The sequence below is a fragment of the Deltaproteobacteria bacterium genome, from assembly GCA_018668695.1.
Classification (GTDB): domain Bacteria; phylum Myxococcota; class XYA12-FULL-58-9; order XYA12-FULL-58-9; family JABJBS01; genus JABJBS01.
In genome coordinates this window covers 1-22,339 of sequence record JABJBS010000417.1, presented here as the reverse complement: position 1 = coordinate 22,339, position 22,339 = coordinate 1, and the positions used below count along the sequence as shown (strand labels likewise).

Below are 22,339 nucleotides of genomic sequence, written 5' to 3'. Positions count from 1 at the left end.
GAGGTCCTCTTCTGCGTATTTCTTATCCTCACATAACAAAAGATTGAACTTTCCTTGCGAATAGGCTTAAATGGCCGGCCGCCTTGTTGTCTTGAGCGGTTAATATATTTAAAATATTTGTGAGATTTCTCGGGAGCAAACGCATGAGCCAGGCCGATTCAGGTACCGCAACATTTTCAGGTTTATTAGATTTACTGGGTGAGTCTATGGGCGGCCGAGCCCTCGCGACCAACGATGAGTTCTTCGCCGAAGCCAGTAATTTGGTTAAACCGGGTCGTGGAATTTTTGATCCCGATCGCTACACCGACCGCGGAAAATGGATGGATGGTTGGGAGAGCCGACGCAAACGAGGACCAGGGTACGACTGGTGCATACTTGAGCTTGGGGTCCCTGGAATCATCCGTGGCCTAGATATCGACACCAATCATTTTCTTGGAAATCATGCGCCCTATGCATCGGTTGAAGTGGCTACTCTCGCACCCGGTGAGGGCATTGAGAAGGCGGTTTGGAAAGAAATACTCACACAATCGGCTTTGCGGGCAGGTTCCCAAAACTTGTTTTCAGTACAAAGTGAAGAGGTTGCCACTCACGTTCGACTCAATATTTTCCCAGATGGTGGAGTGGCGAGGTTTCGTGTTTTTGGAGACGTTCATACCGACTGGAGTGATTCCACCGACGACTTAGATGAAGAAATTAAAGGCCGACGCAAACCAGGTGAGGTCGATTTGGTTGCGGCTCGCCATGGTGGTTTGGCGCTGGCCTGCAGCGATATGTTCTTCAGTTCAATGAACAACCTTATATTGCCAGGGCGAGCTGCCAACATGGGCGAAGGTTGGGAAACTCGGCGCCGGAGAGGTCCGGGTTTTGATTGGGTTCTTATCAGGCTTAGTCATCCAGGAGAGATCCACTGGATGGAAATAAGCACGCATCACTACAAGGGCAATTACCCCGATACATGCATGATTGAGGCAATTCATGCTCCAGGTGAGCGTGTGACAGATTTACTCACTGCCGACTGGAAGCCCATTTTAGAACCTCTAAAATTAGAAGCCGACGACCGGCGCTTCGTCCAAGACGAGCTTATCGATCTCGGCACCGTGACACATTTACGACTTAATATTTACCCAGATGGCGGAATCAGCAGATTCAGAGCCTATGGTAAGGTCAGCGACTGATGACTGAAGGTTTGAATGCGTTAAGCGAAACCGACGCGCGTGAGGTTTTAGCCAAGTGTTGTGGCGCTAAGCGTTGGGTGGCGGGTGTGCTTTTGGCGCGGCCTTATCAGAATCGTGGGGCGCTGAATACAGCGGCGCAGACTGTCTGGTCGAAAATGGACCGAGCTGACATCTTAGAGGCCTTTGAGCATCACCCCAGAATTGGCGCAGATCTGGATGCTTTACGTAAAAAGTTTTCTAAGACGGCGGGCTTATCAGAGGCCGAGCAATCAAGTGTCGCCTCCGCCTCGGAGTCGACTCTGATAGCATTGCGTGATGCCAATAAGAGGTACGAGACCCGATACGGCCACATATTTATAGTATGTGCCACTGGAAAAAGCGCGGCTGAAATGTTGGCAATTTTGGAATCGCGCATGAATAACGAAATTGACGCAGAGCTAAAGATAGCAGCCAATGAGCAAGCAAAGATAACGCAGCTCAGACTGGAGAAGATTGTATTATGAGTAGTCCTATAACGACCCATATTTTAGATACCTCTATCGGTCGACCAGCGACCGGTGTGACGGTGAGCTTGGAACGTAAATCAAGCACCGGTGAAACTGAAAGTTGGGAGTCTATTGGCCAAGGTGTCACTGATGCTGATGGCCGAGTGGCCGATCTGATGAGCAGCGAGAAATTGGTTGAAGGAACTTACCGCATTCATTTTGCGATAGGTGCATACTTTAAAGAAGAGGGGCGCGAAGCCTTTTATCCTGAGGCATCTATCGTGTTTGAGGTGAAGAACGCACAAGAGCATTACCATGTGCCGCTACTTCTTAACCCTTACGGTTTTTCGACCTACCGAGGCAGCTAAAATGACAGATACAATAACGAGTAACTTAGCCCAGGAAACGTCTTCGGCTCTTGCTGATTTGAGCCGGGCTAATAAAATTTTCATGAGACGATTTCCGGGAGACAGTCCCCACCGGCAACCTGTTCACAGCGTGTACGGTGGCGCCCAGCTTTATAAGGCCGAGACAACAAGCAAGCTTGGTGAGCTGGCCATGCGTGCCTTTAAGAAAGATGCTCCGGATGCATTTACTTTCGCCAAAGCTCTTGAACTTCAGGGGCATGAAGCTTTGGACACTACGGCTCAAGAGCTTAAAGAGTTTGAGAAGACCTATGCGCAAGCGCCTGATGCTCTGCGTGAAAGTTGTTTTGGTGCATGGCTCGCCCAAACTGTCTATGAACGCGTTGAAAATAAGATTAAGCAAGAAGCAGTTGAAGACTACCGAATTGATTTTGAAGATGGTTATGGTACTCGAAGCGATGATGAGGAGGATGCAGAGGCATTGCGAACAGCCAGCGAACTTGCAAGAGCAATGGCTGAAAACACAGCGCCTCCTTTTATCGGAATTCGAATCAAAACGCTGACCGAAGAACTGACACATCGCGCCGTGCGGACTCTCGATATTTTCGTAAGCACTTTGATCGAGGCAACGGGTGGGAAACTGCCTGAAAACTTCGTTGTGACTCTACCTAAGGTAACGATTCCAGAACAGGTGACTGCTCTCGTACGTATGTTTGAAGTTCTCGAGCACCGCTTAGGACTATCAGATGGCAGTTTAAAGCTTGAGCTGATGGTAGAGGTTACTCAGTCTCTGTTTAATTCAACGGGCCGCGCTCACCTACCAGTACTTTTTAATGCTGCTGAGGGCCGCTGCGTCGCTGCGCATTTTGGCACTTATGATTATACGGCCTCGTGCTCAATCACGGCTGCCTACCAAACGATGGACCATGCAGCCTGTGATTTTGCTCGAAGCATGATGATCAATGCCTATGGAGGTACAGGGATTTTCTTGAGTGATGGCGCTACGAATGTGATGCCAGTAGGGCCTCATAAAGCTGCGAAAGGTTCTGAACTGAATGCAGAAGAGCAAGCAGCAAACCGGACCGTCGTTCATCAAGCATGGAAGCTTGCTTTTGAACATACCCGTCACTCCTTGGAAAACGGAATCTATCAAGGATGGGATTTACACCCGGGGCAACTGCCTGTGCGTTATGCTGCCTGTTATTCGTTTTTTCTTGAGGGATTTAACGCCGCGGCTGAGCGTTTAAGTAACTTCGTCTCCAAAGCGGCCCAGGCCACTTTGGTTGGGGATGTTTTTGATGATGCGGCGACTGGTCAAGGTCTCTTGAATTACTTTTTACGAGCGCTCAATTGTGGCGCCGTCTCCCTTGATGAGCTGGCGGTTACGGGGCTCACGCAGGAAGAGATTCAGATGCGCTCTTTCGGCAGAATCTTGGAAGCCCGTCGTAAGCGAATCTCAGCTTAATCTAACGAAGCTCCGGCGCTTATCCAGGCGCCGAGCTTTGCCCGCTCTTCATCCGTCATTTTGGTTAAATTCCCTAACGGCATGGTCTTATTGTGGACCGCCACCGTTAGAATTTTATCAACATAACGTTTGATGTCTTCGGGGGTGTCGTAAACGATTCCCAGGGGTGGTTCAGGAAAGGCCGGATGTGTTGGCTCTGTTGCATGGCAGGGTAAACACCGGGTTTGAATGATGGCTTGAGCCTCTGAGAAATTTGCAGTGATTCCCGGGATCGGTTCCGGCGTAACGGGTCTGGTTACGAGTGCTAGGGCGACCATAGCCAGCGCGGCAACTGGAAGAATCCAGACCTTCTTTTCACCTTGTCCGACGAGGTTAAAATAATGGCGCGTACCGGCTCCAATCAGCGCAAGTGCGGCGAGGACTGCCCAATTTGATTCGTGCCCGTAGGTCATGGGGAAGTGATTGCTGATCATAATGAAGAGGACGGGCAGGGTAAGGTAATTGTTGTGGAGTGAGCGAAGTGCTCCCTCTTTTCCCTTTTTGAGTTCGGGTGCTCTTCCCGCAAGCAGTGCATCAACCATGAGCTTTTGATTGGGGATGATATTAAAAAATACGTTGCCAGCCATCATCGTACCCATCATCGCGCCAACGTGAATGTAGGCAGCTCGGCTGCCCAAAAGGTTACAGAGGGTGTAAGCGCTTAGGGTCATCAGGCCAAAACCGATGAGAGCAAACCAAGTGGTGCGTTCAACCAGTGGTGTTTTACAAAGTAGGTCATACACGAACCAACCACCGACGAGGCTGGAAATACCGACGATACGAGCCGTATTGGCGGTGATGTTGGCTACGTCTTTGTCTACCATGTAAACATCGGCGTTGAGGTAGTAGACGACCAAAAGCAGAAGAAAGCCGCTGAGCCAAGTAAGATAGGCTTCCCACTTAAACCAATGAAGCGTTTTAGGAAGTTTATGGGGAGCACCGCTGTATTTACGAACCTCATAAAAGGCGCCGCCATGAACAGCGATGAGATTGCCGGCAATTCCCGGCGTGGCTTCTTCTGGAGGGCGGATACTGTTGTTGAGCCAGTTGAAGTAAAAGGATGCCCCAATCCAGGCTGCGCCTGCGATTATATGAATCCACCGAAATACAAGATTGAGCCAATCGGCAATATAAGGATCCATGAGCAACACTCCAACGCTATTGAGCCATTCGTTTTCCGGAAAAAACGCGGACGCGTACTATACGAGATTGCGGCGAATATGTCGAGTGCACAACCCTTACGAGCCATCTTGTTTATCTCAAAATGAGTGGAGTGTAGAAAAATCATGGTTCAGGGCCCGGCTGACAAGTAGCTGGGTAACGGTATGAGGGCACTTAAAAGTGGTCAGGCCGGTTTGATGGCACGGTTTGGTGACGGCGTTTAGAACGTGGCGGTAGCACAAGGCCCCTAATTATACGAAAATACTTATAAAATGGTCTTTTGTATTCCACCAAGAGGATTGGTGAGCCGGTTTCTTCTGTTACGATACCAGGGCCGATCCGCTTTACAACTCTTTTAGCTAATCACAATATTATCGAAACTAAGCTGTTGACGCGCTGCGACACGGGCAGTAGGCTCAAGCTTCGAAGAGTGGGGGGAAGTAGCGAAAGTTGCTTTCTCAATTTGGGAACCGGACCTGGAGGGACCTGTGGCCGATTCCAACCCAAACGTCGCGGGCATGATGAAAACGCAATCAGATGATAACAGTATCACAGGGTCGTTTCGCGTGGACGAACTCCTTGGTGAAATCTCGAGGCTCAAGCGCGAAGTCTCGGAGCTGCGTGAAATTCGAAATATAGCATATATTGACGCTCTCACAGGTCTGCCAAACCGGCGTTACTTCGAGCAGCGTTTGAGTGAGGCCATGGCTTCAGCTGAGCGTGAACCCGATAAGCCGTTAAGCGTCGTGGTTCTGGATATGGACCATTTGAAACTTCTTAATGACGATTATGGCCATGCAGAAGGGGACAGAGCCTTGGTTCACTTCGCCACGCGAATGCAAGATGCCCTGCGAGACGGTGACACCTGCTGCCGAGTGGGCGGCGACGAATTCATGATTATCTTGCCCAATTGTTCTCATACTGCATGCTTGGAATTGATGGAGCGTCTGGCCCACCATTGCCGCCCCGATGAGGGAGATTTCCCAGTGGCATTGCGCTTAAGCATGGGAGCGGCAACCACTGGCGAAGGTCATGTAACGGTTGGCGGGCTCTGTGAGCTAGCAGACCAACGCATGTATGAAGATAAGGTTTCGAGGCGCGGGAAAGTGCGACCACCAGCGGATGCAGCAGCGCGACTCTCGGCTTCTGTTATAGATATCTTTCAGACAGTTGCTATGTACGTACCGCCTGTGGCATGGCCTCAAATTCGCTGGGAACGTGTGGATTCTGACGTGTTACCGGGAGTTCCCGGGTTGGCATTGTTGGATAGGCTCCGTGTTTCGTTTCGAGATAGGAAACACGAATTTATTTGGGATAAGTAATGAGTATCAATAACAAAGCAGATGTATCGCGAGCGCCGGCTCGTGCAATGTTAAAAGCAACCGGGCTCACCGACGAGGACCTGGAAAAACCCTTCGTAGCGGTGGTCAATACTTGGACCGAAGTTACGCCCTGCAATATGCACCTGAATAAGCTGGCGGAGCACGTGAAGCGCGGCATCCGTGATGCTGGTGGTACCCCTGTCGAGTTCAACACGATTGTGGTCTCTGATGGTATCAGTATGGGCACAGAAGGCATGAAAGCCTCTTTGATGAGCCGTGAAGTGGTTGCGGATTCCTTAGAGCTTGCCGTGCGGGGTCATATGTTTGACGCTGTCGTCGGTTTGAGTGGCTGCGATAAAACGATTCCTGGTGTTGTGATGGGTTTAGCAAGGCTTAACCTGCCATCCGTAGCACTCTACGGTGGTTCGATTATGCCTGGGCGCCACAAAGAAATTGATGTGACGATTCAAGATGTGTTTGAGGCAGTCGGTGCTTGTGCTGCAGGAAGCATCACTGAAGGTGAACTCCGAATCCTAGAGTCGAAGGCGTGTCCTGGAGCCGGTGCATGTGGTGGTCAATTTACCGCCAACACCATGGCAACAGCGCTTACGGCCATGGGAATTTCACCGATGGGCGCCAATGACGTCCCGGCTGTAGATCCCCGAAAAGAGCAGGTGGCCTACGACGTGGGTCGCTTGGTAATGGATGCTCATAAGCACAATCGTCGTCCACGCGATATCATTACAGAGCAGTCTCTTCGCAATGCTATTGCTGCAACAGCCGCCACGGGTGGCTCAACCAACTCTGTACTCCACTTATTGGCGATTGCGCGTGAGCTTGAAATTGAGTTTGCCATCGACGTGATTGATGAAGTGATGGCGAAAACGCCAATCATCGCTGACTTGAAGCCAACGGGTCGTTTCACCGCACCAGATATGGAAGCGGCTGGGGGCGTGCGCTTGGTCTGTAAGAGACTTCTAGACGCCGGCTTGATGACTGACGAACAGACGGTCACGGGTTTATCGTTAAGCGCGGAGGCTGAGTCAGCGCATGAAAATCCCGGCCAGGAAGTCTTGATGCCGGTTCAAGAACCGGTGAAACCACGTGGTGGTTTGGCTATTCTCCGAGGCAGCCTTGCACCAGAGGGCTGCGTTATTAAACTTTGTGGTTCCGAAAGAGCACTTCACGAGGGGCCGGCACGAGTTTTCGATAAGGAAGAGTTGGCGTTTGAGGCAGTTCAGTCCGGCGATATTAAAGCTGGGGATGTCATCGTGATTCGCTATGAGGGCCCCAAGGGCGGCCCGGGTATGCGAGAAATGCTTGCCGTAACTGCCGCTCTCGCGGGCCACGGAATTCTTGGTGATGTGGCTCTATTGACGGATGGCCGATTCAGCGGTGCGAGTCACGGCTTTGTGATTGGCCACGTATCGCCGGAGGCTGCTGTGGGCGGCCCCATCGCGCATGTGCGAGAGGGCGACACAATCCGAATCGACGTTGAAAAACGTACGTTGGACGTCTTGGCCGATCTCAGTGAACGGGAACAAGAGTGGACTGCACCTGAGCCTCGCTACCACCAGGGCGCCATGGCAAAGTACATCCATACCGTGGCATCCGCGTCAGAAGGGGCTGTTACCGGCTTTCCTTCGCTTTATTCTGGCAAAGGTCGATAATGATTCGGCTCGTGGGTTGTCCATGGTGCTGGTTCAGGTTCATTGACGTTCAATAGGTAGTCAGATGTAGGAGATCGTCGGTGAGGGAAAGTTTTTGTAATGATTGACGCATTGCAGTGATTTTTATCTTGACCGTGGAAAAATCGCGGCTTAGGCTTCCTCTAAGTCGCAGAAAGACCTGCAGACAGACAACGGATAAGAGGCTCATGCAATCTCATTTTGCACATAACACCGGAAGCGCAGTTCACCCTGCAGTCGGTGGAGTTTCTGGTCTCGTCGTCCGCAGAACTGTCGTCAGCCTCAATCTCCTAGGCCTCCTCGGTAGCATTATTATTTTGCTCAGATGTGGCCTACGAGGTGCTTTGAGGTAACTAACCGAAAAGAATCACCCCGTAGGCCGACCCACTCAGAACCGAGTTGGTCGGCCTTTTTTTTTGGGGATTTAGAAAGAAAAAGGAAAAGAAAATGAAAGTAACAACAGCAGATGAAACTTCGATTGACGCGCTTAAGGATACGCCGATCGCAGTAATTGGCTATGGTGCTCAAGGGCGCGCACAGGCTCAGTGTTTCAAAGACTCAGGCCTCAATGTAACTGTTGGTGTTCGCGAAGATGGAGCTTCATGGAAATTGGCACAAGAAGATGGTCTGCCGGTTGCTACCATCGAAGAGGCGGCCAAAGCTGCTGAGGTCATCCACATTCTGATCCCTGATGAGGTTCAGAGCAAAGTTTATCAAAAGTACATTGCCCGCCACGTTACTGCAGGCAAGACGCTTTCGTTCTCGCATGGTTTCAATGTTCTTTTTGGATATGTCACTCCACCAGAAGACGTAGACTGCATTTTGGTTGCCCCTAAAGCACCAGGTACAGAAGAGCGTAAAGCATACCTCGAAGGTTTTGGTGTTCCTGGCCTCGTGGCTGTTGAGCAAGATGCCTCGGGTAAAGCACGAGACAAGGCAATGGCGTTGGCACATGCACTGGGTTGCACACGTTCAGGTGTACTTGAATGTACATTTGCAGATGAGACCTATGAAGACCTTTTCGGTGAGCAGGCTGTTCTTTGCGGAGGCACAGCGGAGCTTATTAAGGCCGGTTTTGAGACGTTGGTTGAGGCAGGTTATCCACCAGAGATGGCTTACTTTGAGTGCTTGCACGAAATGAAACTCATTGTAGACCTGATTTATGAAGGAGGCCTGGAGCGTATGTGGGACGTTGTCTCGAATACCGCTGAATACGGTGGCCGTATGGTTGGACCAAAGATTGTAACAGACGACACACGTAAAGCGATGAAGAGCGCTCTTACAGAAGTTCAAGACGGTACATTCGCGAAGAACTGGATGGCTGAATATGAGTCAGGCATGCCAGAGCTTAATCGCCTTCGTGAAGAAGAGAGCAAGCACCCGATTGAAGTGGTTGGCCGTCAAGTACGTGCACTGTTTAAGCGCAAGAACTAATTGAGATTAAAGATGGGGGGCGGCGTCCTTTCCAGGACTCAGCCGAGGGATCACATGAAGAAAGTATACGTTTACGACACCACATTGCGGGATGGAACACAGTCAGAAGATTTTCAGGTATCCGTTCCTGAGAAGCTAATGCTTACCGAGTTACTCGACGATTTTGGGATTACCTATATCGAGGGTGGCTGGCCAGGTTCTAACCCGCGTGATGAGGCTTTCTTCAAGGAAGTTCGTTCGCTTAACCTGAGCCATGCACGGATTGCTGCATTTGGCGCAACTCGGCGAGCAACGCTGACTTGTGACGAAGACAGCAGCGTGCAGGCTTTGGTTAAAGCGGATACTCCTGTCGTCACTATCTTTGGTAAATCGTCTAAGTATCAGGCTACCACCGCATTGGGTGTGGAACCTGAGGTTAATCTTGAATTGGTACACGACACCGTTCGTTACTTAAAGTCACGTGTTGATGAAGTCATCTTTGATGCCGAGCATTTTTTCGATGGTGCGGCTGAAGACGAAGAGTATGTGATGAAGGTCCTCGAGGCCGCGAGTCAGGGCGGCGCAGATTTTTTAGTGCTTTGTGATACCAACGGCGGAAGCCTGCCGGCGGAGATCTCTCGGTTGACCAGCCTCGTTTCGGAGCGATTCGAAGCTAAGGTTGGTATTCATACCCACAACGATGCAGGGCTTGCCGTTGCAAACTCCCTGGCTGCTGTCCAGTCTGGCGCGACCATGGTTCAAGGAACCGTGAACGGCTACGGTGAACGTTGTGGTAACGCTGATTTGGTTACCGTGATTCCGAATTTGCAACTCAAGATGGGTTACGGGTGTGTTCCTGAGAGCCGAATGCCACGGCTTACCCAGCTAGCACGCACGGTTGACGAGATCACCAACTACATCCCTCAGCCTCAACAGCCTTATGTTGGGCGCCGGGCTTTCTCACACAAGGGCGGTGTTCACATCAACGCAGTGATGAAAGACCCTGGAACTTATGAGCACGTTCAGCCTCACGATGTTGGTAACCGCAGACGTATTTTAGCCTCAGATTTATCTGGCTTTTCTACAATCATTTTTAAGGCGCGTGAGTTCGGCGTAGAGCTTGACCCTAACGACCCTTGGACACGAAAGGTTTTAGAGCGGATTAAAAGTCTGGAATACGACGGGTATCAGTTCGAGGGTGCTGAAGCATCGCTGCTTTTATTGATGCATGAAGCCCGAGGAACACGAGAGCGTTATTTCGAGCTGGGTGAAACGCAGGTTACGACGGCGATGGACGCTTTAACGACTGAGGAACAAACTCCTGGTAGTTCACGAGCGAGCTTAAAAGTGACCATTGGTTCACAGGCCTATGAGTCTGAGGCAGAAGGAAACGGTCCGGTTCACGCAATTGCAACTGCGCTGAGAGAGCCGCTGGGTAAACGTTATCCGGAACTGGCCAACGTTAAACTTACTGATTACAAAGTTCGTATTTTAAACAAGGGAATGGGTTTCGCCTCGACTGTTCGCGTTTTGATTCGCGCGACGGATGGACGAGATGTCTGGGGTACGGTTGGTGTTAGCACCAGTGTGGTCGAAGCCAGCCGTCAAGCTATTGTGGATACCTTTGAATATAAATTGATGAAAGTGGGGGCTCAGGTTCAGCGCGTCAAAGCGACAGCTTGAACCGAGTTAAAGGGATAATCTAATGTCACAAGATTTCGTACGAATTTTCGATACTACATTGCGCGACGGTGAGCAGTCACCAGGCGCTACAATGACTCAGGATGAAAAAATCCGTATTGCGCGTAAGTTAGACGCAATGGGAGTCGATGTTATTGAAGCAGGTTTTCCAGCGGCAAGTCCGGGTGAAATCCGCTCGGTGCAGGCGCTGAGTCAAATTGCGGTGAACGCCGAGATTGCGGGCCTTTGTCGAACGCGGGAAAATGATATCCGCGCCGCGGAAGAAGCCTTAAAGTTTGCTAAGAAGCCACGTTTTCATGTTTTTATCGCAACCAGCGATATTCACTTGCAATACAAGTTGAAGATGACCCGTGAAGAGGTCTTGGAACAAATTAAGTATGGCGTGGGAATGTGCCGCTCGCTTTGTGAGCGGGTAGAGTTCTCTGCAGAGGATGCGTCACGAACAGACATCGGTTTTCTAAAGGAAGCCATGGCGTGTGCGATTGAGAATGGGGCAACTGTTCTTAATGTACCGGACACGGTTGGGTACACCATGCCTGAAGAGTTTCAGCACATGATTGGTGAGGTCGTTAAAGTTACCGAGGGAACAGAAGCGATTGTTTCAGCGCATTGTCACAACGACCTTGGTCTAGCGGTTGCCAATTCCTTGGCAGCGGTCAAGGCAGGTGCTCGCCAAGTTGAGTGTTGTATCAATGGCCTGGGTGAGCGTGCTGGTAATGCTGCGCTCGAAGAGATTGTAATGAGTCTTCGAACACGTGCGGACATCATGAACGTTCAAACGCGGGTCGACGCCACTCAGCTAACCAGTGTTAGCCGCCTGGTAAGTGAAGTCACTGGTATGGTGGTCCAGCCTAATAAAGCGATTGTTGGTAGAAATGCTTTCGCTCATGAGGCCGGAATCCATCAGCATGGTGTTCTCGAAGAGCGAAGTACCTATGAAATCATGACACCAGAGAGCGTTGGCATCAGCGAGTCTAACTTGGTTCTTGGAAAGCATTCAGGGCGTCACGCTTTACGCGACCGTCTGGAGACTTTGGGTTACCGCCTTACAGACGCTGAGCTTAAAGTTGTCTTTAAAGACTTCAAAGATTTGGCTGATCGTAAAAAGAATATTTACGACGAAGATTTGCACACGTTGGTAGGCTCTTCAGCCACAGCGGTCGAGGCATATTATGAGCTGACTTCGGTGGAATTTAACGGCGGAAGTTCAGTGGAGCCCGGCGCAACCGTGACGATGAATGTAAATGGCGCTGAGGTGAGTGCACACTCTTCAGGCGATGGTCCGGTGAATGCTGCGCTTGAAGCGGTGAAGCGCTGTGCTGGCCTCGATAACGTGACCTTACTTGATTATTCGATCTCAGCCATCACAGGCGGGTCTGATGCCCAAGGTCGTGTAAATGTTCGGATCGATTCTGATGGTGAGCATTTTCAAGGTCAGAGCACCGACACGGATGTTGTTGTTGCAAGTGCAGAGGCTTTCGTAAGCGCTTTAAACCGTGCAGCGTGGCGCCGTGATAACCCTAAAGTCTCAGCTCAAGCAGCTGATAAGAAGAGAGAGGCTTCCTGAAATGAGCACTCTAAAGCTGGCAGTATTAAGCGGTGATGGCATTGGTCCGGAGGTTACTCAAGAGGCCTTAAAAGTCCTGGATGTGTTGGCGCAAGAAACCGACTTTTCCTTCGAGACTGAACATGCTGACTTTGGCGGTGCTGCGATAGATTCCTCCAACAATCCATTTCCTGACTCATGTGAGCGGCTGGTAAAGGCAAGCGATGCTGTTTTGCTAGGTGCCGTGGGCGGACCGAAGTGGGATGAACTCACTGGCGCCATGCGACCAGAGCGTGGCCTATTGAGTTTGCGGGGTTCTTTAGAGGTCTATGCAAATCTGCGACCGGCTCGTTTTTTTGACAGCCTTTGCGGTGCGAGCCCGCTTCGACCAGACCTTACATCGGATGTGGACTTTGTAACCGTTCGCGAACTGATTGGCGGTATCTACTTTGGTGAGCCGCGCGGCATTGTTGAAACCGACACAGGCCGTGTGGGTAGCAACACGATGATTTACCACGAAGACGAAATTCGCCGAATTGGTCGTGTGGCATTTGAGACCGCTATGGGCCGAGAGAAAAAGCTCTTGAGCGTAGATAAAGCGAATGTTCTCGAAGTGCAGAGGTTATGGCGTGAGGTCATGACAGATCTGTCCAAGGAGTATCCTGAGGTAGAGCTCTCGCACATGTATGTTGATAACTGTGCGATGCAAATGGTGACCAATCCAGCTCAATTCGATGTCTTGGTGACGGGTAATATCTTTGGGGATATTTTGAGTGATGCATCAGCCGCACTGACAGGTTCTCTTGGAATGCTACCCTCAGCTTCATTGGGTGATGGCCCCGGTATCTACGAGCCCGTTCATGGGACGGCGCCGGATATTGCCGGTCAGGGTAAGGCAAACCCTTTGGCTACGATTCTTTCTGTCTCAATGCTTCTAACGCATTCGGCACAACGTCCCGATCTTGGATGCTTGGTCGACGATGCGGTTGAAGCGGTTTTAGCGCAAGGTCTTCGCACAGGTGATATCGCATCGGGCGAAGAGCACGAACGCATGGTCGGCACCGAAGAAATGGGTGCAGCTGTTGGTCATCAAGTAAAGACACTGACGGGTTCTCGAAAGGAATGCGCTTAATATGACGGGTGCTAAAGCTGTAAAGAAGCCTAAAGACGGTCAAACTGAATTTCGCTCACTGGAACTTGTTCCTGATCCGAAACCAGTATGTACTTACTTCGACATTTGCCAGGATGAAGATGGCTCACCGTATATGGTTAGCTTTGTCCGGGGTATCGCGCTCTTGCGTTTGGTATTAACCAATAAGGGCACAGCGTTCACACGTGAAGAACGCCGAAGTCTTGGGCTTGAGGGCCTTTTGCCTTCGCAGGTTTGCACGCAGGAAGAACAGATTGAGCGGGCATACAATGGTTATTGCCGTCAAGCAGACCCATTGGCGCGTTATCAGTTTTTGCGCGGGCTACAAGAGCGGCATGAAATTCTATTTTACGCATTGGTTGCTAAGCATCTCGAAGAGATGATGCCGGTCATCTATACGCCTACAGTTGGCGATGCTGTGGCCAACTTCAGTAAGCTTTATGAAAACCCTCGCGGCCTATCGGTCTCGCCGGATAACATTGATGCCATCGACCAGATGCTTGAAGATTATCCGTTGACGGATACGCGGCTTATCGTGGCGACCGATTCATCGGCAATTCTAGGTATCGGCGATCAGGGCTACGGTGGTTTAGCAATTTCGATAGGCAAGCTCGCACTCTACACCGTGGGCGGAGGCATTAGTCCTTTTCACAGTATGCCGGTGTGTCTTGATGTTGGAACCGATACGCAACATTTACTGGATGACCCACTCTATGTTGGTGCGCGCCAGACTCGAATGCATGGTGATAGTTACATCGATTTCATCGACCAATTTGTAAGCGGTGTTGTAAAGAAAATGCCACGGGTTGTGATTCAGTGGGAGGACCTTTCCAAGGAAGCGGCGTTCCATGTGTTGCATCGCTACCGTGATAAAGTGGCATCCTTTAACGACGACATCCAAGGAACGGGTGCTGTGGCACTTGCGGGTGTTTTACGGGCTTGCCGCCTCAAGGGCGAAAAAATCACTGACCAGAAGTTCTTGGTCTACGGTGCAGGAGCCGGTGGTATCGGGGTTGCATGGGCTATCAGAGAGGCTCTTAAGCGAGAGGGCCTCACTCACGATGAAGCCATGCAGCGTTTGTTTGTATACGATTCACGAGGCGTACTTCGTGATGACCGAGACTTGGTTGAGTATAAAAAGCCATTCGCTCGCAAGGCTTCCGACTTTGCTGATTGGGACATTGAGGGAAGTAGTCCTACGGTTTTAGAAACCATTGAGCAAGCAGGCGTTACCGGCCTTTTGGGACTCAGCGGTCAGCCCGGGTCATTCACACGTGAATGGGTGGATGCCGTTTCAAAGAATACAACCCGTCCTATCGTGTTTGCATTGTCAAACCCGACGATGCTGAGCGAAGGCACTCCGGAAGACTTCCTTAGCTGGACAGATGGACAAGCTTTGGTGGCGACAGGCAGTCCGTTTGACGATGTTAAGCTTTCAGGGAAAACCTATTTTGCGAATCAGGGAAATAACGCATTTATTTTCCCCGGCGTTGGAGTGGGAACTGTTCTAAGCGGCGCAACCTACATCAGTGACGATATGGTTTGGGAAGCAGCATACGCTTTGGCAGAATTTACCGAGCTACATTACGGGGAAGAAGAACGACTTTTTCCTGAATTGAGCCGGTTAAAGGATGCCAGTAAAGCAGTGGCGGTTTCCGTCATGCGCCGAGCTTTCGTTGACGGTGTGGCTACTGTCGATAAAGTGCAAGACGAGGCTATTGAGAAGTACGTTGAAGACCGCACATGGAGACCGGATTATTTGCCGGTACGTTTGGCGAATGAGGGTGGACGAAAGTTCTAGGGAAGCGTGAGTAACATGACAAAGAATCTTTTTGAGAAAGTCTGGCAGGCCCATACCGTACGAACACTGAGTGATGGTCGTACACAGCTCTTTATAGGCCTCCACCTCATTCATGAAGTGACAAGTCCGCAGGCCTTTGGGATGTTGCGTGAGCTTAACTTACCCGTGAAGTACCCAAACCGTACGTTTGCTACGGTTGACCATATCATCCCCACGCACGACCAGGCCCGTCCTTTTAAGGATAGCCTTGCTGAAGAAATGATAGTGGCGCTTCAAAAGAATACCGAAGACTTTGGTATCGAATACTTCGATATGGATAGCGGTAAACAAGGTATCGTTCATGTCGTGGGACCAGAGCAGGGGCTGACTCAGCCAGGAATGACCATCTGTTGCGGTGATTCTCACACCTCAACGCATGGTGCATTTGGCTCCATCGCTTTTGGTATTGGTACGAGCACGGTGAGAGATGTGTTGGCCACCCAAACTTTAGCGATGTCGCCCTTGAAGGTACGCCGAGTGGAAATCACGGGTTCACTGAACCCAGGTGTTTACGCCAAGGACGTGATTTTACATGTTATCCGGGAGCTTGGTGTCAATGGCGGCGCTGGTTATGCCTATGAGTTTTGCGGCGCTGTCATCGATTCGATGAGCATGGATGAGCGTATGACCGTTTGCAACATGGCCATCGAGGGTGGTGCACGGGTTGGTTACTGTAACCCAGACCAAAAAACCTACGACTACCTTAAAGAACGTCAGTTTTCGCCATCGGGAGACGATTGGGACAAGGCGTGCAGCTATTGGGACAGCTTGGCCTCCGGGCCAGACGCTGAGTTTGACGACCGAGTTACATTTGCCGGTGAGGAGATTACGCCTACTGTGACCTGGGGAATCAACCCAGGACAAGCAATCGGTATTCAGGAATCCATCCCAGTTTTGCCGGATAACAGCACCCACCAAGAGGCGCTGGAGTACATGGCTTTGAAAGATGGCAACCCGCTTACCGGAACTCCGGTGGATGTTGCGTTTATCGGCAGCTGCACCAATGGGCGCTTAAGCGATATTCGTGAAGTGGCTCGGCTGGTCGAAGGCCATAAGGTTCACGAACGGGTCAAGGCACTTGTGGTTCCAGGTTCTCACCTAATTGCTCAAGAGGCTGAAAAAGAAGGCCTTGTCGACATTATCGTAGGTGCGGGGTTTGAATGGAGAAAACCGGGCTGCTCGATGTGTTTGGCAATGAATCCGGACAAACTCGAGGGTGATCAGCTCTGTGTCTCGTCGAGTAATCGGAATTTTAAAGGACGTCAGGGCAGTACAACCGGAAGAACCGTATTGATGAGCCCCGCATCGGTTGCAGCTTCCGCTATTGCTGGTAAGGTTGCAGATGTACGAGATGTATTTTCGATGAGAGGGGAGGGTTAAGATGGGACAAGTCATTAAAGAAGTTAAAGGCTCAGCAGTTCATGTGCCGGGCGATGACATTGATACCGACAGAATCACTCCTGCCAGGTTTCTTCGCTGCGTCACATTCGATGGTCTCGGAGAGACTGTTTTTTATGATGAGCGATTTGATTCAGAGGGTAAGGCCAAGTCACACCCGTTGAATGATACGAAATTTACTGGGTCATCGGTGATGGTTAGCGGTAGCAACTTCGGTTGTGGTTCTTCTAGAGAGCACGCACCACAAGCTTTGGTTCGAGCAGGTTTTAAAGCGGTGATTGCCGAGAGTTTTGCAGAGATATTTTTTGGTAATTCTGTTACGCTTGGAATGCTTTGCGTATCGGTCAGTCGTGAAGACCGGCAAGAAATTGCTAAGGCCGTAGAAGCTGATCCTGAAATCGGAGTGGTGATTCAGTTGGAAGAGGGCACGGTTCAAATTGGGAAATCCAAGTACTCGATGTCTTTACCGCAAACTGCCAAGGATGCATTTTTAGCTGGGGAATGGGACCCGCTCGCAATGCTCCTAGATGGCGAAAATCAAACGAAACAAGTTTTTGAACAACTCCCGTATACAGGATGGGCCAGATCATGAATTCACAAATGCCGCGCAGATTGGAATTGGTGCCGCCGCCTTCAGAGACTGATGATGACCAAATCACCAGTACAAAATTTCGAACCGAGCAGGTCTCGGTTTACAACGAACCCGATGCAACGGGTTGGGTTGACGAAGACGAAGTCACGGGTGCTGAAGCTCTGATTGAATGTTTTCAGCAACATGGCGTGCCTATGGTTTTTGGTTACCCAGGTGGTGCCAACATTCCTATCTTTGATGCCATTCTCGATTCGCCAATTGAATTGGTTTTATGTCGCCACGAGCAAGGCGGAACACACATGGCCGATGGCTATGCACGTGTGACGGGTAAAGCTGGTGTTGTTTTGGTTACTTCCGGACCGGGAGCAACGAATACGGTATCCGGAATTCTTACAGCTCAAATGGATTCAGTACCGATGGTCGTCATCACAGGACAAACCATTACTGCAAACCTTGGACTGGATGCATTTCAGGAAGCTGATGTGATGGGTGTAACGATGCCTATCGTGAAGCACAGTTACCTTGTGAAAGATGTTCGCGAGATGCCGCGAATCATCAAAGAGGCATTTCATATCGCAGAGTCGGGCCGCCCAGGTGTTGTACTGATTGATGTCCCGAAAGATATCTCGTCAGCTAAGTTCGTCCCGAACTACAATCCGCAGTTCGACCTTCCTGGTTACACAGTATCGTCAAACGTTGACATGGATGGTGTAAAGAAAATCTCTCGAGCATTTCAAGAAGCTAAGAAGCCTCTTTTGCTTGTTGGTCATGGTGCGATGATTTCAGGGGCAGGCAAGGTCCTCATGTCTTTTGTTGAAAAGATGGGTGTTCCGGTTACGAACACACTTTTAGGAAAAGGTTGTTTTCCTGAAACCCACAAACTCTCGGTAGGTATGTTGGGAATGCATGGAACCGCTTATGCGAATAAAGCGGTTGTAGATTGTGACCTCATCATGAGTGTTGGTTCTCGCTGGGATGACCGCATTGTAGGTAAGCTTAGCGAGTTTTGCACCGACGCTGTGAAGATTCACATCGACATCGATCCGGCAGAGATGGGCAAAATGGTTGTCCCGGATGTTTCTGTTGTTGGTGATGCTCGCGCTGTGATGGAGTGCCTGCTTGAAGAATGCGTTCCGGGTAAAACTGAAGCGTGGATAGACCAGATTCAAGATTGGAAGGAAGCATTTCCGCTTGGATATGAATCAGATGGGCCGTTGCGTGCCCAAGCGGTCATTGACGAGCTTTTCAAGCAGACGCAAGGTAAAGCAATTGTTTCAACTGACGTTGGGCAACACCAGATGTGGGCCGCTCAATTCTTCAAATGCGATTATGCCGATTCTTGGTTATCTTCTGGTGGGGCAGGCACGATGGGTTACGGTTTTCCGGCCGCCATTGGAGCACAGCTCGCTCGTCCAAGCGCTACGGTGGCTGCAATTTGCGGTGACGGTGGGTTTCAGATGACTCTGCCTGAGCTGGCAACAGCGGCGATTCATAAATTGCCTATCAAAATCGTCATTCTGGATAATAAGTATTTGGGTATGGTTCGCCAGTGGCAACACCTGTTCTACGACAACCGCCTTTCGGGCGTTGAAATGAACGGTAACCCTGACTTTTGCAAAGTTGCAGAAGGCTACGGTGTGAAGGGGGTCCGTATTTCCAACCCAGAAGAGCTTCAGGAAAAGATGAAGGAGGCACTCGATTACAACGAAGGCCCTGTTCTTATCCATGCTGAAGTTGCAAGCGGTGATAACGTTTATCCTATGATTCCGGCCGGCGCAGCCTTGAAAGATATGCTGCTTGGACCACCTGTAGGGAAACTTGAGAAGCCGGAAGGGAGTACCTGATGAGTAATTTAGAAGTAGTGATGCGAACTCATACCATCAGTCTTTATGTTGCCAACAAAGCCGGTGTGTTGAATCGCTTGGTCTTGGTGTTCTCGAGACGCGGGTGGAACATTGATAGCTTGTCCGTCTCGCCAGATCCTGATGGGCAGCTTTCACGTTGTACGATTGTTGCCAAGGGAGATACTCGAACCCTCCAGCTCATCATTGGTCAGCTCAAGAAGCTGGTAGATGTTATTGATGCTCGAGAATACCCAACCGAGTGCGTGGTTGAGAGTGAATTGGCAGTGATTCGCTTAAGTTGCCCAGAGCATAAGCGGGGCGAATTGGCAGTTATGATGTCCTCTTTGATGGGTCAGCGCGTGGATGAAGGTCCAACGAGTGTTACCTATCAAGTGGTTGGAACACGCAACGAACTCAACGTGATTACGATGGAGCTTGAAGCGCAATTCGGCGTCATGGACATCATTCGAACCGGTGCAATCGTTTTGGAGCGTTCATCCTCAGCGAGATTTCCCACCACACGCTACGCTCAGCCAGAAGTTTAAGCTTCTCTAAATCCTCTTCAATTCGACAGTTTTCCTATCACGAGGCGGTCTTTCTGGCCCCTCTGGTAGGGCACTTGCCTTCTCTAATGGCCTAAATCCATTGGTCTTTCTTTATCCAGTTGTAGCTTTGGAGACAATGGAGTATCTCGTCTGCGATTGGTGTTGGGATGAGAACGACGATTGAGACAATAATTAAAGCCATCGACCGTTTTACGCAGCGGATGGGCAGTGCTTTGAGCTGGCTCGGTTTGGCGATGATGTTGGTGACGGTCACCGTCGTATTTCTGCGATACGGTTTCGATATTGGCTGGATAGCTATGCAGGAAACCGTTCTCTATTTGCACGCCATCATTTTCATGTTGGGTATGTCTTACACCCTACAAAAAGACGGTCATGTGCGAGTGGATGTCTTCTACCGTAATTTCTCCCCACGCGGACAAGCTCTGGTGAATTGCTTTGGGTTTTTGTTCCTCTTGGCTCCTGTTTGCATCTTTATCACTTGGGTGAGCTGGGACTACGTTCTGGCATCTTGGGCGATTCGCGAGACTTCTGCTGAGGCCGGAGGAATTCCAGGCGTATTTCTACTCAAGTCGCTTATTTTAATGATGACCGGAACGATTCTTCTGCAGGGTTTTGCCGAATGTCTGCGCTCGGTTTCAGTCATTGCTGGCTGGACCGCTGGTGAGGGGGATGAGCATGATTGAGTTTATCCCTCTCGTTATGTTTGGCTGCGTATGCATCGTATTGATGCTTGGATACCCTGTTGCTTTCTCGCTTGGGGGGACCGCGCTTATTTTCGCTGGCATTGGCATAGCCACCGGCACTTTTGACGAAGCATTTATCTTAGCAACACCGAGCCGTCTCAACGGTATTATGAGTAATCAAACTCTGATTGCAGTGCCTCTCTTCATTCTCATGGGGGTTATGCTTGAGAAAACTCGGGTGGCTGAAGATCTCCTCGACGCGATGGCACTTTTACTGGGTCGTCTGCGAGGAGGGCTGGGCATCTCTGTAACGTTGGTGGGTATGTTGCTTGCCGCAAGCACTGGCATTGTGGGCGCAACCGTCGTGACCATGGGCGTGTTGTCTTTGCCGACTATGCTTAAGCGCGGCTATCATCCTGCCTTCGCCACGGGAACCATATGTGCAACGGGTACTTTGGGTCAGATTATACCTCCCTCGATTGCTTTGGTTCTGCTGGGGGATGTTCTCTCGAGCGCTTATCAGCAAGCTCAGCTTAATATGGGTGTTTACTCGCCCAAAACTGTTTCGGTCGGGGACCTTTTCGCCGGAGCCATGATTCCCGGCCTTATATTGGTCGTGTTCTACATCATTTATATTTTCGTTCTCGCAACTTTGAAGCCTGAGCTTGCGCCCAGTGTGAGCCGTGAAGAGATCATGGAGGGCAAAGAAGATCAGAGCTTTGCCCAGCAGATGCTTCGAGGTCTGGTGCCACCGTTACTTCTTATCATGGCTGTCCTAGGTTCAATTTTGCTGGGAGTTGCAACGCCCACTGAAGCAGCGGGTGTTGGGTCCTTTGGCGCGATGTGCTTGGCTGCGATTCAAAAGCAGCTCACCAAGGAGCGCTTACATCAGGTGTTGATGGATACGATGAGCGTTACCTCCATGGTCTTTTTGATTCTGGTTGGCGCGGCTATTTTTTCACTGGTCTTTCGGGGCTTTGGCGGTGACGAGCTGATTCAAGAGCTTTTTACCCAAGGTCCAGAAGATGTGTTTGGAGCCACCCTCGCGGTAATGGTGGTGATCTTCTTCTTGGGATTCATCTTAGACTTTATTGAAATCACTTTTGTAGTGGTTCCTATCGTTGCACCGGTACTCCTGGGAATGGGGCTTGATCCGGTTTGGCTTGGCGTGATGATTGCCGTGAATCTTCAGACCTCATTTTTAACACCACCGTTTGGTTTTGCGCTTTTCTATCTGCGAGGCGTAGCGCCCGAGAGTGTACCCACCTCGGCAATTTACAAAGGTGTGGTGCCTTATGTTGCGATGCAAATTCTGCTACTCGTAGCGTTATCTTTATGGCCCGAATTAACCACTTGGCTGCCTCAGCAGCTTTATAAATAAGGACGAAGACATGCTTCGACAGGTCTCTACTCTGGCTCTTTTAGTTGTATGGCTCTTGGCCGCAGGATGCGCGCCGAAACAAACCACTTCGGCTGAGGGTGTTGAAGCCGCTCCTCAAAAGACATTCAAATGGAAAATGGTTACCACGTGGCCTAAGAATTTCCCGGTTCTGGGAACAGCGCCTGAGCGCTTCGCGAAGAATGTTGAGGCCATGAGTAACGGTCGCTTGAAAGTTCGTGTTTATGGAGCGGGTGAACTCGTTCCGGCGATGGAAGTTTTTGACACGGTCTCACGAGGCACCGCAGAGCTTGGTCATGGCGGTGCGTACTACTGGAAAGGTAAGATTCCAGAAGCTCAATTTTTCACCACGGTACCTTTTGGCTTCACTGCACAAGAGATGAACGGCTGGCTGCATTATGGCGGTGGGCTTGAATTGTGGAGAGAGCTTTACGGCAAGTTTGGTTTAGAGCCTCTGGCCGCTGGTAACTCGGGCGTTCAAATGGGCGGCTGGTTCAATAAAGAAAT

19 protein-coding genes are annotated in these 22,339 nt (G+C 50.4%); 18 read left to right on the top strand and 1 reads right to left on the bottom strand.

Features of this window, described 5'->3' with window-relative positions; genetic code table 11:
- Positions 1-143 precede the first annotated feature (143 nt).
- From alc to HOK28_24700, 4 genes are read left to right on the top strand one after another with little or no spacing between them, the layout of a single operon-like run.
- On the top strand, positions 144-1,175 hold the full coding sequence (alc, locus tag HOK28_24715) for an allantoicase (protein MBT6436315.1): 1,032 nt from the start codon (positions 144-146) through the stop codon (positions 1,173-1,175).
- Entirely contained in the window at positions 1,175-1,678 is a 504-nt protein-coding gene (gene uraD, locus HOK28_24710) for a 2-oxo-4-hydroxy-4-carboxy-5-ureidoimidazoline decarboxylase (GenBank protein ID MBT6436314.1), read from the top strand. The genes alc and uraD overlap by 1 nt, the downstream gene beginning before the upstream one ends.
- On the top strand, positions 1,675-2,028 hold the full coding sequence (gene uraH, locus HOK28_24705) for a hydroxyisourate hydrolase (GenBank protein MBT6436313.1): 354 nt from the start codon (positions 1,675-1,677) through the stop codon (positions 2,026-2,028). Before uraD ends, uraH begins: the two co-directional genes overlap by 4 nt.
- Position 2,029: 1 nt before the next feature.
- Positions 2,030-3,490 (top strand): phosphoenolpyruvate kinase, encoded by a 1,461-nt coding sequence (locus tag HOK28_24700; GenBank protein ID MBT6436312.1) that lies wholly within the window; start codon positions 2,030-2,032, stop codon positions 3,488-3,490.
- Here the strand turns inward: HOK28_24700 and HOK28_24695 are convergent.
- Positions 3,487-4,671 carry a urate hydroxylase PuuD gene (locus HOK28_24695; protein MBT6436311.1) on the bottom strand — a complete coding sequence of 395 codons (1,185 nt, stop codon included), beginning with the start codon at positions 4,669-4,671 and terminating at the stop codon, positions 3,487-3,489. The genes HOK28_24700 and HOK28_24695 overlap by 4 nt on opposite strands.
- A gap of 507 nt (positions 4,672-5,178) precedes the next feature.
- Between HOK28_24695 and HOK28_24690 the strand changes: the two genes are divergently transcribed.
- The 14 genes from HOK28_24690 to HOK28_24625 form a co-directional block, all read left to right on the top strand.
- The gene (locus tag HOK28_24690; GenBank protein MBT6436310.1) at positions 5,179-6,012 is read left to right on the top strand and encodes a GGDEF domain-containing protein; all 834 of its coding nucleotides are present in this window, start codon (positions 5,179-5,181) and stop codon (positions 6,010-6,012) included.
- The gene (gene ilvD / locus HOK28_24685; protein MBT6436309.1) at positions 6,012-7,682 is read left to right on the top strand and encodes a dihydroxy-acid dehydratase; all 1,671 of its coding nucleotides are present in this window, start codon (positions 6,012-6,014) and stop codon (positions 7,680-7,682) included. Before HOK28_24690 ends, ilvD begins: the two co-directional genes overlap by 1 nt.
- A gap of 465 nt (positions 7,683-8,147) precedes the next feature.
- The gene (ilvC, locus tag HOK28_24680) at positions 8,148-9,134 is read left to right on the top strand and encodes a ketol-acid reductoisomerase (protein ID MBT6436308.1); all 987 of its coding nucleotides are present in this window, start codon (positions 8,148-8,150) and stop codon (positions 9,132-9,134) included.
- Positions 9,135-9,188: 54 nt separating this feature from the next.
- Positions 9,189-10,796: a citramalate synthase gene (locus HOK28_24675; protein ID MBT6436307.1), complete on the top strand. Its 1,608-nt coding sequence runs from the start codon at positions 9,189-9,191 to the stop codon at positions 10,794-10,796.
- 22 nt (positions 10,797-10,818) lie between these two features.
- A complete protein-coding gene (locus HOK28_24670; GenBank protein ID MBT6436306.1) occupies positions 10,819-12,381 on the top strand; it encodes a 2-isopropylmalate synthase in 1,563 nt (520 codons plus the stop codon).
- A 1-nt stretch (position 12,382) separates the two neighbouring features.
- Positions 12,383-13,492 carry a 3-isopropylmalate dehydrogenase gene (gene leuB / locus HOK28_24665; protein MBT6436305.1) on the top strand — a complete coding sequence of 370 codons (1,110 nt, stop codon included), beginning with the start codon at positions 12,383-12,385 and terminating at the stop codon, positions 13,490-13,492.
- Between the two features lies 1 nt (position 13,493).
- Entirely contained in the window at positions 13,494-15,311 is a 1,818-nt protein-coding gene (locus HOK28_24660) for an NAD-dependent malic enzyme (GenBank protein ID MBT6436304.1), read from the top strand.
- A gap of 15 nt (positions 15,312-15,326) precedes the next feature.
- Positions 15,327-16,730 carry a 3-isopropylmalate dehydratase large subunit gene (gene leuC / locus HOK28_24655; protein ID MBT6436303.1) on the top strand — a complete coding sequence of 468 codons (1,404 nt, stop codon included), beginning with the start codon at positions 15,327-15,329 and terminating at the stop codon, positions 16,728-16,730.
- A 1-nt stretch (position 16,731) separates the two neighbouring features.
- The gene (gene leuD, locus HOK28_24650) at positions 16,732-17,340 is read left to right on the top strand and encodes a 3-isopropylmalate dehydratase small subunit (GenBank protein ID MBT6436302.1); all 609 of its coding nucleotides are present in this window, start codon (positions 16,732-16,734) and stop codon (positions 17,338-17,340) included.
- A gap of 8 nt (positions 17,341-17,348) precedes the next feature.
- Positions 17,349-19,184, top strand: a complete 1,836-nt coding sequence (gene ilvB, locus HOK28_24645; protein ID MBT6436301.1) for a biosynthetic-type acetolactate synthase large subunit — start codon at positions 17,349-17,351, stop codon at positions 19,182-19,184.
- Positions 19,184-19,729, top strand: a complete 546-nt coding sequence (gene ilvN, locus HOK28_24640) for an acetolactate synthase small subunit (GenBank protein MBT6436300.1) — start codon at positions 19,184-19,186, stop codon at positions 19,727-19,729. Before ilvB ends, ilvN begins: the two co-directional genes overlap by 1 nt.
- 167 nt (positions 19,730-19,896) lie before the next feature.
- Positions 19,897-20,433 (top strand): TRAP transporter small permease subunit, encoded by a 537-nt coding sequence (locus HOK28_24635; protein ID MBT6436299.1) that lies wholly within the window; start codon positions 19,897-19,899, stop codon positions 20,431-20,433.
- On the top strand, positions 20,426-21,814 hold the full coding sequence (locus tag HOK28_24630; protein ID MBT6436298.1) for a TRAP transporter large permease subunit: 1,389 nt from the start codon (positions 20,426-20,428) through the stop codon (positions 21,812-21,814). The genes HOK28_24635 and HOK28_24630 overlap by 8 nt, the downstream gene beginning before the upstream one ends.
- Positions 21,815-21,824: 10 nt before the next feature.
- Positions 21,825-22,339 (top strand): ABC transporter substrate-binding protein (locus HOK28_24625; GenBank protein MBT6436297.1); only part of this gene is annotated, 515 nt, incomplete at its 3' end.

Excerpts from the sequence above, each read along its gene's own strand:
- leuD (MBT6436302.1), top strand. The coding sequence starts at position 16,732 with ATGGGACAAGTCATTAAAGAAGTTAAAGGCTCAGCAGTTCATGTGCCG.
- HOK28_24675 (MBT6436307.1), top strand. The coding sequence starts at position 9,189 with ATGAAGAAAGTATACGTTTACGACACCACATTGCGGGATGGAACACAG.
- uraH (MBT6436313.1), top strand. The coding sequence starts at position 1,675 with ATGAGTAGTCCTATAACGACCCATATTTTAGATACCTCTATCGGTCGA.
- HOK28_24635 (MBT6436299.1), top strand. The coding sequence starts at position 19,897 with ATGAGAACGACGATTGAGACAATAATTAAAGCCATCGACCGTTTTACG.
- HOK28_24660 (MBT6436304.1), top strand. The coding sequence starts at position 13,494 with ATGACGGGTGCTAAAGCTGTAAAGAAGCCTAAAGACGGTCAAACTGAA.
- ilvD (MBT6436309.1), top strand. The coding sequence starts at position 6,012 with ATGAGTATCAATAACAAAGCAGATGTATCGCGAGCGCCGGCTCGTGCA.
- HOK28_24670 (MBT6436306.1), top strand. The coding sequence starts at position 10,819 with ATGTCACAAGATTTCGTACGAATTTTCGATACTACATTGCGCGACGGT.
- uraD (MBT6436314.1), top strand. The coding sequence starts at position 1,175 with ATGACTGAAGGTTTGAATGCGTTAAGCGAAACCGACGCGCGTGAGGTT.
- leuC (MBT6436303.1), top strand. The coding sequence starts at position 15,327 with ATGACAAAGAATCTTTTTGAGAAAGTCTGGCAGGCCCATACCGTACGA.
- alc (MBT6436315.1), top strand. The coding sequence starts at position 144 with ATGAGCCAGGCCGATTCAGGTACCGCAACATTTTCAGGTTTATTAGAT.
- ilvC (MBT6436308.1), top strand. The coding sequence starts at position 8,148 with ATGAAAGTAACAACAGCAGATGAAACTTCGATTGACGCGCTTAAGGAT.
- ilvN (MBT6436300.1), top strand. The coding sequence starts at position 19,184 with ATGAGTAATTTAGAAGTAGTGATGCGAACTCATACCATCAGTCTTTAT.
- leuB (MBT6436305.1), top strand. The coding sequence starts at position 12,383 with ATGAGCACTCTAAAGCTGGCAGTATTAAGCGGTGATGGCATTGGTCCG.
- ilvB (MBT6436301.1), top strand. The coding sequence starts at position 17,349 with ATGCCGCGCAGATTGGAATTGGTGCCGCCGCCTTCAGAGACTGATGAT.
- HOK28_24630 (MBT6436298.1), top strand. The coding sequence starts at position 20,426 with ATGATTGAGTTTATCCCTCTCGTTATGTTTGGCTGCGTATGCATCGTA.
- HOK28_24700 (MBT6436312.1), top strand. The coding sequence starts at position 2,030 with ATGACAGATACAATAACGAGTAACTTAGCCCAGGAAACGTCTTCGGCT.
- HOK28_24695 (MBT6436311.1), bottom strand. The coding sequence starts at position 4,671 with ATGGATCCTTATATTGCCGATTGGCTCAATCTTGTATTTCGGTGGATT.